Source organism: Pseudomonas sp. Soil_N_39 (genome assembly GCF_057655955.1).
In genome coordinates this window covers 94,049-107,088 of record NZ_JBDGLI010000005.1, presented here as the reverse complement: position 1 = coordinate 107,088, position 13,040 = coordinate 94,049, and the positions used below count along the sequence as shown (strand labels likewise).

Below are 13,040 nucleotides of genomic sequence, written 5' to 3'. Positions count from 1 at the left end.
CTGGCAAGGCCCGCTCAGGCAGCCCTTTTCTCCAGAAAAGCCGATGCATCCGCGCCGGTGTTGAACAACAGGTCGATGACGCTGACCGCGTGCTGGAACTCGCCATACACCTGCGGGTACTCGGGATAACCGGCATAGCTCATGTACGACACGGCGATCCCGTTGGCGGCGAACGCCGCTTCGTCGAGATAGTGACTGGCGGCGGGTCCAGAGAGGTATTCGTTGGCCCCGAGAGCCTGGCAGAGATGGATCAGGCGTTCGTTCTTGCCCTCTACGCCACCCAGGTCCTCGGAACGGTGAAGCGGTGTATGGATGCCCAGCAGGGGGCACAAGCCGGCGATGAACAGGTGGTTGATGCGAGTCAGGTGGGTGAGGTCGGCTGCCTGCTCGTAGAGCGCGCGAATCGGCGCCTCCATCTGGGCGAAGCACGGTGCGCGCCGGTAGCTCTGCTCAATCGTCTTCCAGTGCGCGGCGGCCCAATCCGCACTGGTGATCTGGACTTCATTGATCAACTGTCCGAGACGGCCCTTCTTCTTGACCGGAATACTGAGCCAATGCTCACCCTGGGCAGTCTTGATCTTGTTGCGGTTGCGCCAGTCACTCCGGGTGTACTGGACATCGTCGTACAGGATGAACGCATCGACGCTGCGGATCAGATCGAAATACCCCTTCCAAGGGATGTAGTTCGACTGCACCACAGCTATTTTTTTTTGCATCCTGAGCCTCACGTACGCAGCCGAAACCGGGCCTCAGCCCTGTCAAAAAATCGCCACCTACTCTGAATAAGCGGGGGACAGCCACGATCTAGCAAATCCCATACCAGGGAAAAAACGCCCCCGCCAAGGCTCAGTCCTTGCCCACCTCATATTCACGCAACTTGTTGGCGATGGTCGTATGGGAAACCCCCAGCCGCTTGCCCAGTTGCCGGCTGCTGGGATGATCGGCGTACAGGCGCTCCAGCACGGCTTTCTCGAAGCGTCCGACGATCTCGTCCAACCCGCCCTCGAGGGAGAAATCGCCAAGGGGTTGGCGCACACCGTAGTCCGGCAAACGAATATGCTCGGCCTTCACCGTGCCGCCATCGCACAGGGAAACGGCCTGGAACAGCACGTTTTCCAACTGCCGGACATTGCCTGGCCAGTGGTAGTGACTCAGACGCTCCATCGCCGCCGGGGCCAGCTTGGGCAGCGCACAGCCGATCTGGCGGCTGGCCTGGTCGAGGAAGTGCTCCACCAGCGGCGCCAGGCCATCGAGGCATTCGCGCAGGGGTGGGATGTGCAACGAAAGCACGTTCAAGCGATGGTACAAATCCTGACGGAATTCGCCCCGGGCGCAGAGTTCGGACAAATCGACCTGGGTGGCGCAGATCACCCGGACATCCAGGTACACCTCTTCATCGCTGCCAACGCGCCGGAAGCAACCGTCCTGCAGGAAGCGCAGCAATTTCACTTGCAGGCGCGGGCTCATTTCTCCTACCCCGTCGAGGAACAGCGTGCCGCCGGCGGTCAACTCCAGCAGGCCGAGCTTGCCTTCGGCCCGTGCGCCTTCAAAGGCACCGGGGCCGTAGCCGAACAATTCGGTCTCGGCCATGGACTCCGGCAGCCCGGCACAGTTGAGGGCCATCAACGGCGATTGCCCGCGCGGACTGGCCAGGTGACAGGCACGCGCCAGCAGTTCCTTGCCGGTGCCGGTTTCGCCTTCTATCAATAGCGGCGCGTCCAGCGGTGCCATGCGCCGGGCCTCACGCACCACCGCCGCCATCACCTTCGAGCTCTGGAAAATACTGTCGAAGCCGCGCAGCTCCTGCTTGCGCACGTTGTAGATCCGCTCGCCGACCCGGTCGGCCCGGTGCAGGGTCAGCACCGCCCCGGCCATGGCTTCGCTGTCGTCGTGTTCCGATTGCAGTGGCGCGATGTCGGCCAGGAACACATCGCCCTTGACCTTGACCCGCAGGCCGTTGATGCGCGACTGGTTGGCGCGCACCAGTTCCGGCAAGTCGAAATCCTCGGCGTAGCGGGACAGGGGAATCCCCGGCACCTCATCGACACGCACCCCGAGCAACTGCGCCGCCGCCCGGTTGGCCGCGACGATGGAGCCACCCATGTCGATGGACAGCACTGGGAACTCCAGAGCGCCGAGCAAGGCGTTGAGTTCCATGTGCCGACGCTCGCTGGGCATCAGGCCTACGCGCTTGACGCCAAATACCCCGGCGATGCCTTCGAATTTCGGACGCAACGCCTGGAACTGGATGTTGATCAGGTTCGGGCAGTGCAAGTAGATCGCATTGCCATGCTCACCACCGACCTCCCCCCGGGCGACGTTGATGCCGTACTCCACCAACAGGTTGAGGATGTCTCGCAGGATACCGATGCGGTTCTGGCAATGGACTTTGATGCGCATGAAAAGGCCCGGGTGCGTATTGATATAGAAAGGCGCGCCATCAAGCTCCCTCACCACAAGGTTTTCTGCATGGCAGCGCAAATAAACGTCAAGATTATGTGACAGCTGTAGGCCATTTCCCAGTCAAAAATCCCGACAACATCGACGCACCGCTCAATACGTAACGAAAACTTTACGAAATTGCCTCGTTATCGCCATACGAACTCTCGTCTGCCGGCTGCACACATCCCTGCTTCGCGTTATCTCTAATGCATCGCTGGACATAAAAACAAACAGCCTTCCCCCTGAGGGAAATCAGCAGGAGAACAGCATGAAGCAGACGCAGTACGTGGCCCGCGAGCCCGATGCGCAAGGTTTTATCCACTACACCGCCGAAGAACACGCAGTGTGGAACACGCTGATCACCCGCCAGCTGAAAGTCATCGAAGGCCGTGCGTGCCAGGAATACCTGGACGGCATCGACAAGCTGGGCTTGCCCCACGACCGCATCCCGCAACTGGACGAAATCAACAAGGTGCTAGGCGCGACCACCGGCTGGCAAGTCGCCCGGGTACCGGCGCTGATCCCCTTCCAGACCTTCTTCGAATTGCTCGCCAGCAAGCAGTTTCCGGTGGCGACCTTTATTCGTACGCGGGAAGAGCTGGATTACCTGCAAGAGCCGGACATTTTCCACGAGATCTTCGGCCACTGTCCGCTGCTGACCAACCCCTGGTTTGCGGAATTTACCCACACCTACGGCAAGCTCGGCCTACAGGCGTCCAAGGAAGAACGGGTTTACCTGGCGCGCCTGTATTGGATGACCATCGAGTTCGGCCTGGTGCAGACCCCGCAGGGCCGGCGCATCTACGGCGGCGGCATCCTGTCTTCGCCCAAGGAAACTGTGTACTGCCTGTCGGACGAGCCGGAGCATCAAGCGTTCGATCCGTTGGAAGCCATGCGCACGCCGTATCGCATCGACATCCTGCAACCGGTGTATTTCGTGCTGCCCGAGCTCAAGCGGCTGTTCGACCTGGCCCACGAAGACATCATGGGCATGGTCAAGCGCGGTCGGGAGCTGGGCTTGCATGCCCCGAAATTCCCACCAAAAGCAGCGTGAACCGCATCTTTTAAGCCCAATTGAGTCTGTTGCACAACGCGGCTTTGCTTTAGCGTGGGTGCATCGACGTTTTCCAAATATTCGATCCAGGAACACACCATGAACACTCTGAACCAAGCCCATTGCGAAGCCTGCCGCGCCGATGCCCCGCAAGTCAGCGACGAAGAACTGCCGGTGCTGATCAAGCAGATCCCCGACTGGAACATCGAAGTGCGCGACGGCGTGATGCAACTGGAGAAAGTTTTCCTGTTCAAGAATTTCAAGCACGCCCTGGCGTTCACCAATGCCGTCGGCGAGATCTCCGAGGCCGAAGGCCACCACCCAGGCCTGCTCACCGAATGGGGCAAAGTCACCGTGACCTGGTGGAGCCACTCCATCAAGGGCCTGCACCGCAATGACTTCATCATGGCCGCCCGCACCGATGACGTGGCCAAGACCGCCGAGGGCCGCAAGTAATGCATTTCGATGCCATCGGCCGGGTACCCGGCGACCCGATCCTCGGCCTGATGGAGGCCTACGGGGCGGACAGCAACCCGAGCAAGTTCGACCTGGGCGTGGGGGTCTACAAGGACGCCCAGGGCCTGACGCCGATTCTTCAGTCAGTGAAGCAGGCCGAGCAGCGGCTGGTGGATCGCCAGACCACCAAGACCTACATCGGCGGCCATGGCGACGCCGCGTTCGGCCAGTTGATCAATGCGCTGGTGCTGGGGGCCGACTCGCCGTTGATCAGCGAAAAACGCGCCGGCGCCACCCAGACACCGGGCGGCACCGGCGCCCTGCGCCTGAGCGCCGACTTCATCGCCCAGTGCCTGCCGGGCCGTGGCGTATGGCTGAGCAACCCGACCTGGCCGATCCACGAAACCATCTTCGCCGCGGCCGGGGTCAAGGTCAGTCACTACCCGTATGTGGGCGCCGATAACCGCCTGGATTTCGAGGCGATGCTGGCGACCCTGAGCCAGGCACCCAAAGGCGATGTGGTGCTACTGCACGCCTGCTGCCACAACCCCACCGGGTTCGACCTGTCCCATGAGCAATGGCGTCAGGTGCTGGAGGTGGTGCGCAGCCGCGACCTGCTACCGCTGATCGACTTTGCCTACCAAGGCTTCGGCGATGGCTTGGAGCAGGACGCCTGGGCGGTCCGGCTGTTTGCCCAGGCCCTGCCGGAAGTGCTGGTCACCAGTTCCTGTTCGAAGAATTTCGGTCTGTACCGCGACCGTACCGGTGCGCTGATCGTCTGCGCCCGGGATGGCGAGAAGCTGCTGGATATCCGCAGCCAACTGGCCAATATCGCCCGCAACCTGTGGTCGACGCCGCCGGACCATGGCGCGGCCGTGGTGGCGACCATCCTCGGCAACCCGGAACTCAAAAGCCTGTGGGCCGATGAAGTCCAGACCATGCGCCTGCGCATCGCGCAATTGCGCAGCGGCTTGCTGGAAGCCCTCGAACTCCATGGTTTGCGCGAGCGCTTCGCCCATATCGGCGTGCAACGTGGGATGTTTTCCTACACTGGCCTGACGCCGGAACAGGTCAAGCATCTGCGCGAGCGCCACAGCGTCTACATGGTCGGCACCGGCCGGGCCAATGTGGCCGGCATCGACGCCACGCGTTTGGATCTGTTGGCAGAGGCGATTGCGGACGTTTGCAGATAACCAGCCCTTAAATAGCTGAACACGTCCCTTTGTGGTGGGGGATTTATTTGTGGCGAGGGGATTTATCCCCGCTGGGCTGCGAAGCAGCACCTAAACCCGACACCTCGGAGTGTCAGGCTGCCTCTATCCAGGCATTCTTGGGGGCTGCTGCGCAGCCCAACGGGGATAAATCCCCTCGCCACAGATAAGTCCTCTTCATCACAGAAGCTGCGCCAGACGTCAGACCTGCGGGCCAGTCCACTCGCGGACAAACTGCCCAACATCTTCCTGCGGTGCCGTACGCGCTTCTTTCTGCGGCGTGCCCAGATAGAGGAATCCGATCACCTCTTCCCCATCTTCAAGACCCAGTCCCCTGGCCACATGCGGCGAATACGCCAGCTCACCGGTACGCCACACCCCACCGACACCTTGGGCGTACGCAGCCAACAAGATGCCATGGGCCGCGCAGCCGGCCGCCAGCAGTTGCTCGGATTTCGGGATTTTGAAATGGTCCTGCAGGCGGGCGATCACCACCACGACCAGGGGCGCGCGCAAAGGGCCGTTGAGGGCTTTTTCCACGACGGCTTCGGGTACCAGCGGGTCATTGAACTTCGCCGCTTCGGCCAGCAGTTCGCCCATGCGATGCCGCGCCTGCCCCTCGATCGTCAGAAAGCGCCATGGCCGCAACTGGCCGTGATCCGGCGCGCGCATGGCCGCGGCGAACATGAGTTCGCGCTGTTCCGGCGTGGGGGCCGGCTCCACCAGGCGCGGGACGGAAACACGGTTGAGCAAAGCGTCGAGAGCCTGCATCGGCCACCTCCTGAAAAAATGTTTGGCTATTCTAGTTGCTGTGCGGCGAGTCCGTTAGCGCAAATTCCGCGGCCAGGCGCCCAGGCCCCGCCGGCTGCTGGTTTACATGCCGCTTGTCGCAGGTAGAATGGCGCCCTTCCCTTTCAGCCTGAGCGGACTTCATGGCGTTGCCGACCCTGCGGATCATTGGTTTCATCATCGGCATCTTCCTGATCACCCTGGCGATCTTCATGGTTGTGCCCATGATCACGCTGATGGTCTTCGAGCGCACCCGCGACCTGCCGTCGTTCCTCTGGTCGAGCATGATCACCTTCGTCGCCGGCCTGGCACTGGTGCTTCCCGGGCGCCCGGAACACATCCACCTGCGACCGCGGGACATGTACCTGCTGACCGTCAGCAGCTGGCTGGTGGTGTGCATCTTCGCTGCGCTGCCGTTCCTGCTGACCCAGCACATCAGCTATACGGACTCGTTCTTCGAAAGCATGTCGGGCATCACCGCCACCGGCGCTACCGTGCTGAGCGGCCTGGACACCATGTCTCCGGGCATCCTGATGTGGCGCTCGTTGCTGCACTGGCTCGGCGGTATCGGCTTCATCGGCATGGCGGTAGCGATCCTGCCCTTGCTGCGCATTGGTGGCATGCGGCTGTTCCAGACCGAGTCGTCGGACCGCTCGGAAAAAGTCATGCCCCGGTCCCACATGGTGGCGCGGCTGATCGTGGCGTCCTACGTGGGCATCACCATTTTCGGCACCCTGGCGCTCTGGTGGGCCGGGATGAGCCTGTTCGATGCTATCAACCATTCGATGTCGGCGATCTCCACCGGCGGTTTCTCCACCTCGGACCTGTCCTTGGCCAAATGGACCCAACCGGCGGTGCACTGGGTCGCCATCGTCATCATGATCCTCGGCAGCCTGCCGTTTGCCCTGTATGTCTCGACGCTGCGAGGCAATCGCCGGGCGCTGATCAAGGACCAGCAGGTCCAGGGGCTTATCGGCGTGCTGCTGGTGACCTGGCTGGTGCTCGGCACCTGGTATTGGGCCACCACCGACCTGCATTGGCTGGACGCGCTGCGGCACGTGGCGCTGAACGTGACGTCCATCGTCACCACCACCGGCTTCGCCCTGGGGGACTACAGCCTGTGGGGCAATTTCTCGCTGATGCTGTTCTTCTACCTGGGGTTCGTTGGCGGTTGTTCGGGGTCGACGGCCGGCGGGATCAAGATTTTCCGCTTCCAGGTCGCCTACATCCTGCTTCGGGCCAACCTTAATCAACTGATCCACCCCCGCGCGGTGATCAAGCAGAAATACAACGGTCATCGCCTCGACGAAGAGATCGTCCGTTCGATCCTCACGTTCTCGTTCTTCTTTGCCATCACCATTTGCGTGATCGCCCTGCTGCTGTCACTGCTGGGGGTGGAATGGATGACGGCCCTGACCGGCGCGGCCAGTACCGTGTCGGGCGTCGGCCCGGGGCTGGGGGAAACCATCGGACCGGCCGGCAACTTCGCACCGTTGCCGGACGCGGCCAAATGGATTCTGTCGGCGGGCATGCTGCTGGGCCGATTGGAGATCATCACGGTGTTCGTGCTGTGTATCCCGGCGTTCTGGCGCCACTGACCGGTTCCGGCTGGCTAGCCAATCGCGCCCGGTATTCGCCGGGTGTGGTGTCGAACCAGCGGCGAAACGCCCGGAAAAAATTGCTCGGGTCGGCGAACCCCAGCAGATAGGCGATCTCCAGCAACGTCATGCCCGACTGCGCCAGGTACTGCTCGGCCAGTTCGCGACGGGTGTCTTCGAGCAGGCTCTGGAAACTGGTGCCTTCTTCCTGCAAGCGCCGTTGCAAGGTGCGCTGCGACAGGTGCAGCGTCTGCGCCACCACGTCTCGCTTGGGTTCGCCCTGGGGCAGCAGCCGACACAATACTTGTCGCGCCTTGTGGGTCACGCGGCTTTCCGAAAAACGCGCGAGGTACTCCCCGGCAAACCGGTCGTGAAGCTGGGCCATGGCTTCGTTGGCCGTCGGCAGCGGCGCCTCCATGTCGGCCCGTTCAAAGATCAGCGCGTCATAAGGCGCACCGAACACCAGCGGCGCGGGGAAGGCTCGCTGATAAGGCGCCGGGTCCGAGGGCTCCGCGCCTTGGAACAACACCTTCACCGGGCGCAGGGTGCGCCCGGTCAACCAACTGCACAGGGCCAGCGCACACGCCAGGGACGCTTCGGCGCTTTGACGGGTCGGCGGCAGATGGTCGCCATGCACCGTCAGGATCAACCCGTAGCCCTCTTCCAACTGGCGAAAACTCAAGTCGGCGCTTTCGGCAATGATCCGCTGGTAACGCACCAGCCGTTGGAAACCCTCCACCAGGGTGCGACTGGACATCAAGGCGTAACCCGCCACGTGGAACGAGGCTGGGCGCACCACCTTACCCATGTTCAAGCCAATGGCCGGGTTACCCGACAATTCCACCGCCCGTTGCCAGAGCCGCGTCATCGAATCCTGGGGGAAACGCGCATCCGGATCGTCCAGTGCATCAAAGTCCAGCCCCAGTTGCTTGAACAGCACCCGACAATCCAGGCCGTCCATTTCCAACGCCTTGACAATCCCCATAGCCCAGCTTGAAGAAGTGGTTCGTTCGCTCATGACGTTTTACTTGCATGACGAGCCGCAGGGTACGGCTGGATTTGCGAAGGATACTAAAGTGGCGCTGATTGTCACTGGCTGTTGCACATCATGGCTCTAGACTCAAAGTAAGCCGCTGGATGCATCGGTCGCCAGAACAATAACCACAGAGTCAGCCGTCGTGGAAAACGCTAAACGATTCAATACCTTCGCCGAGTTTTACCCGTATTACCTCAGCGAACACAGCAACAGCACCTGCCGACGACTGCATTTCATCGGCACCTCCCTGGTCATCCTGGTGTTCGTCCTCGCCCTCGTCGTGGGTAGCGGGTGGCTGTGGCTCGCCCTGCCCGTCGCCGGCTACGGCTTCGCCTGGGTCGGGCACTTCTTCTTCGAAAAGAACCGTCCCGCCACTTTCCAGCATCCGCTCTACAGCCTGCTCGGCGATTTCGTCATGTACCGCGACATGCTGCGGGGCAAGGTCGCGTTCTGATAAGGACTACCCATGAGCAACCATGCGCGCTTTACCCACATGCAGGAAGGGACTCAACAAGACTGGGCGATCATCGCGGCCGACTTCAGCGCCTACGCACGGCAATTGCCGGGGCGGATCCTGGCCCACTTGAAACTGCTGGACGGCGATTTCGGCGGGTTCCCGGTGGATCGCCTGACCCATTCCCTGCAAACCGCCACCCGCGCCTACCGGGACGGGCGGGACGAGGAATACGTGGTCTGCGCCCTGCTCCACGACATCGGCGACACCCTCGGTTCGTATAACCACCCGGACATCGCCGCGGCGATCCTCAAGCCCTTCGTCAGCGCCGAGAACCTGTGGATGGTGGAGAAGCACGGGATTTTCCAGGGTTATTACTTCTTCCATCACCTGGGCATGGACCGGTACCTGCGCGAGCAGTTTTTCGAACATCCGCAGTACCAGGCGACGGTCGACTTTTGTGCGAAATATGACGCAGCGGCGTTCGATCCCGAGTACGACACACTGCCGTTGAGTTTCTTCGAGCCGATGCTGGAAAGGGTGTTTGCCGCGCCGAAGCAGTCGATCTACAAGGCGGCGATGACGGAGCAGCCTTCTGGCTGACAGATTTCTGGGGGCCGCTGCGCGGTCCATCGCGGGCAAGCCTTGCTCCCACAGGTGTTGCCTGCTCTCATAGACAGTGAGTACATGTGGGAGCAAGGCTTGCCCGCGATGGCGTCATGAAGGCCTACACCGGCTCGGTCACTTTCAACTCAGCTTTGACCAACGCCTCCCGCGCCTGGGCCTCAGCCAACCGATACAACTCGATCGACCCATCCCAATGCTCGATCAGCGCGGTGCAGGATTCGACCCAATCGCCACAATTGAGGTATTCCACCTCACCCACCATACGCATCTCGGCATGGTGGATGTGCCCGCAGACCACGCCATGCAGCTCGCGCTTCACACACTCGTGGGCGATGGCTTCTTCAAAATCGCTGATGAAGCTGACAGCGGTCTTGACCTTGTGCTTGAGGTACGCCGACAGCGACCAGTAGCCGTAGCCATAACGGGCCCGCCAATGATTGAGCCAGCGGTTCAGCGTGAGGGTGAACTCGTAGGCCGAATCACCGAGGAACGCCAACCAACGGTGGTAACGGGTGATGACGTCGAACTGGTCGCCATGGATCACCAACAGGTGCCGGCCATCGGCAGTGACGTGCACCGCTTCGTCCACCAACTGGATATTGCCCAGGATCAACTTCGAATAGCGCCGCAGGAATTCGTCATGGTTGCCGGTGACGTAGATCACTTCGGTGCCGCGCTTGCTCATGGTCAGCAAGCGGCGAATGACGTTGGTGTGGGCCTGGGGCCAATACATGCCACCGCGCAATTTCCAACCATCGATGATGTCACCCACCAGGTAGATCTTGTCGGCGTGGTAGCCCTTGAGAAACTGCGACAAGTGCTCGGCCTGGCAATCCCGGGTGCCCAAGTGCACATCGGAAATCCACAGGGTGCGAACACGCTGCTTGCGGCTGGGTTTGGCGAGCTCGGCGCTGGTCATTGGGCAACCCTCTGATCGTTTTCGCCACTGTGCACGCCAGCGGTTAATGACCCATGACAAACACAAGTCCATTCCATGACAGCGCGAGGCGGTGTGCCCTCGGTGTATGCTGGCGGCCTGACCCGGGAGACCGCGATGCGACCGATCCTCACGCTACGCCACTACAGCCACGATTTGATTGTCCACAGCCACGACCACGCGCAACTGGTGTTCGGGTTGTCCGGCGCGCTGGACTTCGAGGTCGAAGGGCGTGGCAGCCAGGTGGTGCAACAGAGTTTCGTGGTGGTACCCGCCGGAGCCCATCATGCCTGTGGCAGTCCCCAGGGCAGTCGCTGCCTGGTGTTGGATGTGCCCAGTGACGATTGGGTCGGGCAATGCCTGGGGGATCATGCCGACGCCAGTCGCCGCTTGCTCGACGACAGCGCTCGCCTGCCCTTGGACGCGGGGCAAAGCCAGTTGGTCAGTTGGCTGGCGGGCAGCCCGGTGGACGACCCGGTGATTGCCCAGCAAGGCGCGGTGCTGCTGCTGGCGAGTCTCAATGGCGTTCGCCAGCACACCCTCGGTGGCCGGCGCCTGCCCTACGCCGCGCTCAACGCCCACATCGACCAGAACGCCGCCTACCCGCTGCAAGTGGCGGACCTGGCGCGGGTCGCCGGCCTTTCCAGCGCACGCCTGCATGCGCGCTTCATCGCCGAGTGCGGACAAACCCCAATGGAGTACATCCGCAGCCGCCGCTTGCATCAGGCCGTGGCGTTGTTGCGCGAGTCGGACCTGCCCATCGGCGAGATCGCCCACCGGGTCGGCTACAGCTCTCAGAGTGCTTTCGCCGCGGCGGTGCTGCGAGAGTTCGGTGCCTCGCCGGGCAAGCTGCGGCGCCAACGCTAGATGCGCGTTAAAAATCGCTAGGATCGCGACAGACCCTGCCGCCCCACCCGCGCTTAAATACTGCAATCTGTGAGGGGGAACAGTCCTGTGGGAGCGAACCTGCTCGCGAAGGCGGTGGTTCAGTTGCATGGATGTTGGGTTTGCTGGCCTCATCGCGAGCAAGCTCGCTCCCACAGGGGAACTGGGTGCGCATGAATTTTGTGCCTGCTGAAAATCCAGTGTGGGAGCGAGCTTGCTCGCGATTGCTATCTGTCAGTCAATTTCTGCATTGCCTGAACCACCGCTATCGCGAGCAAGCTCGCTCCCTCAGAAGACGCTCACCGTCCCGCTATGGCTTATCGGTTGAAAGGATTGAAATGACACCTCGTACCGCCCTCGGCGCCCTGCACATTGGCGCACTCATGTTTGGCCTGACCGGTGTCTTCGGCAAACTCGCCGCGGCTTCGCCAGCGGTCATCGTGTTCGGTCGCGCCGTCTTCGCCGTGCTGGCCCTGGCGATGTTCGCCCGGTTCGCCAGCAGCAGCCGCTGGCAGAAACTGCGGGCACAGGATGGCCGGCGATTGCTGCTCGGGGGCCTGTTGCTGGCCGCGCACTGGGTGAGCTTCTTCATCGCCGTGAAGGTGGCCGGCGTGGCAATCGCCACGTTGGGGTTCGCCAGTTTCCCAGCCTTCACGGTATTGCTCGAGGGGCTGATCTTCCGCGAGCGGATTCGCGCCAATGAAATCTGGCTGGTGGTGTTGGTGAGCGTCGGCCTGGTGTTGGTCACGCCGAACTTCGACCTGGCCAGCGGTGCCACCACCGGCCTGCTGTGGGCCATGGCTTCGGGGCTGCTGTTTTCCCTGTTGTCATTGACCAACCGTGCCGGCGCCGCGCATGTGCCGCCGGTGCAGGCCGCGCTGTGCCAGAACGTGGTGGTCGGGTTGTGCCTACTACCGATGGCCGCGCCACAACTGAGCGACGTTCGCCCCATCGACTGGTTGTGGATCGGCCTGCTCGGCGTGTTCTGCACCGGCCTGGCCCACAGCCTGTTCGTCGCCAGCCTGGCGGTTGTCAAGGCCCGCACGGCGGCGGTGATCTTCGCCATGGAACCGGTCTACGGCATCGCCATGGCCTGGTGGCTGTTCGACGAACGCCCGACACTGCGCATGCTGCTGGGCGGCGTGGTGATCATCGCGGCCATCGTGATCTCAAGCCAACTGGGCAGCTCGAAGAAACCGGGGGTGGGAGCCCAGGCCGCGTCTCATTGAACCCGATCGTTGTGGCCCAGGTCCCGCTCCGGGTCGATCCGGTCGCGGACCCGCTGCTTGAGGACCTTGGCCTCGGGAAAACCGCCATCGGCCTTGCGCTCCCAGATTTGCGCACCGTCGCAACTGATGTGGAACACACCGCCGGTACCCGGCACCAGGGACACCTTGCCCAGGTCGTCGCCGAAGGTGCTGAGCAGTTCCTGGGCCAGCCAGGCGGCGCGCAGCAGCCATTGGCACTGGGTGCAATACGTGATGACGACTTCCGGCTTGTGTTCGGTCATTGCGGGTGAACTCCTGGATTCGAAGGCGTCGTTATAATACC

14 protein-coding genes are annotated in these 13,040 nt (G+C 62.2%); 8 read left to right on the top strand and 6 right to left on the bottom strand.

Going from position 1 to position 13,040, the window contains the following annotated elements:
* Nucleotides 1–14: 14 nt before the first annotated feature.
* The gene (locus tag AC3A5O_RS09775; RefSeq protein ID WP_122569031.1) at nucleotides 15–716 is read right to left on the bottom strand and encodes a WbqC family protein; all 702 of its coding nucleotides are present in this window, start codon (nucleotides 714–716) and stop codon (nucleotides 15–17) included.
* Nucleotides 717–846: 130 nt separating this feature from the next.
* Nucleotides 847–2,400 carry a sigma-54-dependent transcriptional regulator gene (locus AC3A5O_RS09770; RefSeq protein WP_122569032.1) on the bottom strand — a complete coding sequence of 518 codons (1,554 nt, stop codon included), beginning with the start codon at nucleotides 2,398–2,400 and terminating at the stop codon, nucleotides 847–849.
* A gap of 310 nt (nucleotides 2,401–2,710) precedes the next feature.
* On the opposite strand from AC3A5O_RS09770, the gene phhA reads away from it, so the two are divergent.
* From phhA to AC3A5O_RS09755, 3 genes are all read left to right on the top strand, one after another.
* Nucleotides 2,711–3,496 (top strand): phenylalanine 4-monooxygenase, encoded by a 786-nt coding sequence (gene phhA, locus AC3A5O_RS09765; RefSeq protein ID WP_122569033.1) that lies wholly within the window; start codon nucleotides 2,711–2,713, stop codon nucleotides 3,494–3,496.
* A 99-nt stretch (nucleotides 3,497–3,595) separates the two neighbouring features.
* Entirely contained in the window at nucleotides 3,596–3,952 is a 357-nt protein-coding gene (locus AC3A5O_RS09760) for a 4a-hydroxytetrahydrobiopterin dehydratase (protein WP_003184087.1), read from the top strand.
* On the top strand, nucleotides 3,952–5,145 hold the full coding sequence (locus tag AC3A5O_RS09755) for an amino acid aminotransferase (RefSeq protein WP_487753153.1): 1,194 nt from the start codon (nucleotides 3,952–3,954) through the stop codon (nucleotides 5,143–5,145). The genes AC3A5O_RS09760 and AC3A5O_RS09755 overlap by 1 nt, the downstream gene beginning before the upstream one ends.
* Before the next feature lie 219 nt (nucleotides 5,146–5,364).
* On the opposite strand, the gene AC3A5O_RS09750 is transcribed toward AC3A5O_RS09755, so the two are convergent.
* Complete coding sequence (locus AC3A5O_RS09750) at nucleotides 5,365–5,934, bottom strand: NAD(P)H nitroreductase (protein WP_305491892.1); 570 nt, start codon at nucleotides 5,932–5,934, stop codon at nucleotides 5,365–5,367.
* Between the two features lie 161 nt (nucleotides 5,935–6,095).
* Here AC3A5O_RS09750 and AC3A5O_RS09745 point away from each other — a divergent pair, with 161 nt between their 5' ends.
* A complete protein-coding gene (locus tag AC3A5O_RS09745; RefSeq protein ID WP_122569036.1) occupies nucleotides 6,096–7,550 on the top strand; it encodes a TrkH family potassium uptake protein in 1,455 nt (484 codons plus the stop codon).
* Here AC3A5O_RS09745 and AC3A5O_RS09740 read toward each other — a convergent pair.
* Entirely contained in the window at nucleotides 7,507–8,568 is a 1,062-nt protein-coding gene (locus AC3A5O_RS09740; RefSeq protein WP_122569037.1) for an AraC family transcriptional regulator, read from the bottom strand. The two genes, AC3A5O_RS09745 and AC3A5O_RS09740, sit on opposite strands and share 44 nt — an antisense overlap.
* Before the next feature lie 160 nt (nucleotides 8,569–8,728).
* On the opposite strand from AC3A5O_RS09740, the gene AC3A5O_RS09735 reads away from it, so the two are divergent.
* Both AC3A5O_RS09735 and AC3A5O_RS09730 read left to right on the top strand, forming a co-directional pair.
* Entirely contained in the window at nucleotides 8,729–9,040 is a 312-nt protein-coding gene (locus tag AC3A5O_RS09735) for an Mpo1-like protein (protein ID WP_122569038.1), read from the top strand.
* 12 nt (nucleotides 9,041–9,052) lie between these two features.
* Entirely contained in the window at nucleotides 9,053–9,643 is a 591-nt protein-coding gene (locus AC3A5O_RS09730; RefSeq protein ID WP_305470222.1) for an HD domain-containing protein, read from the top strand.
* 124 nt (nucleotides 9,644–9,767) lie between these two features.
* Here the strand turns inward: AC3A5O_RS09730 and AC3A5O_RS09725 are convergent, their stop codons facing one another.
* The gene (locus AC3A5O_RS09725) at nucleotides 9,768–10,586 is read right to left on the bottom strand and encodes a UDP-2,3-diacylglucosamine diphosphatase (RefSeq protein ID WP_122569040.1); all 819 of its coding nucleotides are present in this window, start codon (nucleotides 10,584–10,586) and stop codon (nucleotides 9,768–9,770) included.
* A 135-nt stretch (nucleotides 10,587–10,721) separates the two neighbouring features.
* On the opposite strand from AC3A5O_RS09725, the gene AC3A5O_RS09720 reads away from it, so the two are divergent.
* Together AC3A5O_RS09720 and AC3A5O_RS09715 are read left to right on the top strand one after the other, a co-directional pair.
* Nucleotides 10,722–11,471, top strand: coding sequence for a helix-turn-helix transcriptional regulator (locus AC3A5O_RS09720; protein ID WP_122569041.1), 750 nt, complete (start codon nucleotides 10,722–10,724; stop codon nucleotides 11,469–11,471).
* Between the two features lie 356 nt (nucleotides 11,472–11,827).
* On the top strand, nucleotides 11,828–12,718 hold the full coding sequence (locus AC3A5O_RS09715) for a DMT family transporter (RefSeq protein WP_122569042.1): 891 nt from the start codon (nucleotides 11,828–11,830) through the stop codon (nucleotides 12,716–12,718).
* Here AC3A5O_RS09715 and AC3A5O_RS09710 read toward each other — a convergent pair.
* Nucleotides 12,712–12,999: an Rdx family protein gene (locus tag AC3A5O_RS09710; protein WP_060738678.1), complete on the bottom strand. Its 288-nt coding sequence runs from the start codon at nucleotides 12,997–12,999 to the stop codon at nucleotides 12,712–12,714. The genes AC3A5O_RS09715 and AC3A5O_RS09710 overlap by 7 nt on opposite strands.
* Between the last annotated feature and the right edge of the window lie 41 nt (nucleotides 13,000–13,040).

Excerpts from the sequence above, each read along its gene's own strand:
- AC3A5O_RS09745 (WP_122569036.1), top strand. The coding sequence starts at position 6,096 with ATGGCGTTGCCGACCCTGCGGATCATTGGTTTCATCATCGGCATCTTC.
- AC3A5O_RS09740 (WP_122569037.1), bottom strand. The coding sequence starts at position 8,568 with ATGAGCGAACGAACCACTTCTTCAAGCTGGGCTATGGGGATTGTCAAG.
- AC3A5O_RS09710 (WP_060738678.1), bottom strand. The coding sequence starts at position 12,999 with ATGACCGAACACAAGCCGGAAGTCGTCATCACGTATTGCACCCAGTGC.
- AC3A5O_RS09715 (WP_122569042.1), top strand. The coding sequence starts at position 11,828 with ATGACACCTCGTACCGCCCTCGGCGCCCTGCACATTGGCGCACTCATG.
- AC3A5O_RS09755 (WP_487753153.1), top strand. The coding sequence starts at position 3,952 with ATGCATTTCGATGCCATCGGCCGGGTACCCGGCGACCCGATCCTCGGC.
- AC3A5O_RS09775 (WP_122569031.1), bottom strand. The coding sequence starts at position 716 with ATGCAAAAAAAAATAGCTGTGGTGCAGTCGAACTACATCCCTTGGAAG.
- AC3A5O_RS09720 (WP_122569041.1), top strand. The coding sequence starts at position 10,722 with ATGCGACCGATCCTCACGCTACGCCACTACAGCCACGATTTGATTGTC.
- AC3A5O_RS09725 (WP_122569040.1), bottom strand. The coding sequence starts at position 10,586 with ATGACCAGCGCCGAGCTCGCCAAACCCAGCCGCAAGCAGCGTGTTCGC.
- AC3A5O_RS09730 (WP_305470222.1), top strand. The coding sequence starts at position 9,053 with ATGAGCAACCATGCGCGCTTTACCCACATGCAGGAAGGGACTCAACAA.
- AC3A5O_RS09750 (WP_305491892.1), bottom strand. The coding sequence starts at position 5,934 with ATGCAGGCTCTCGACGCTTTGCTCAACCGTGTTTCCGTCCCGCGCCTG.
- AC3A5O_RS09760 (WP_003184087.1), top strand. The coding sequence starts at position 3,596 with ATGAACACTCTGAACCAAGCCCATTGCGAAGCCTGCCGCGCCGATGCC.
- phhA (WP_122569033.1), top strand. The coding sequence starts at position 2,711 with ATGAAGCAGACGCAGTACGTGGCCCGCGAGCCCGATGCGCAAGGTTTT.
- AC3A5O_RS09770 (WP_122569032.1), bottom strand. The coding sequence starts at position 2,400 with ATGCGCATCAAAGTCCATTGCCAGAACCGCATCGGTATCCTGCGAGAC.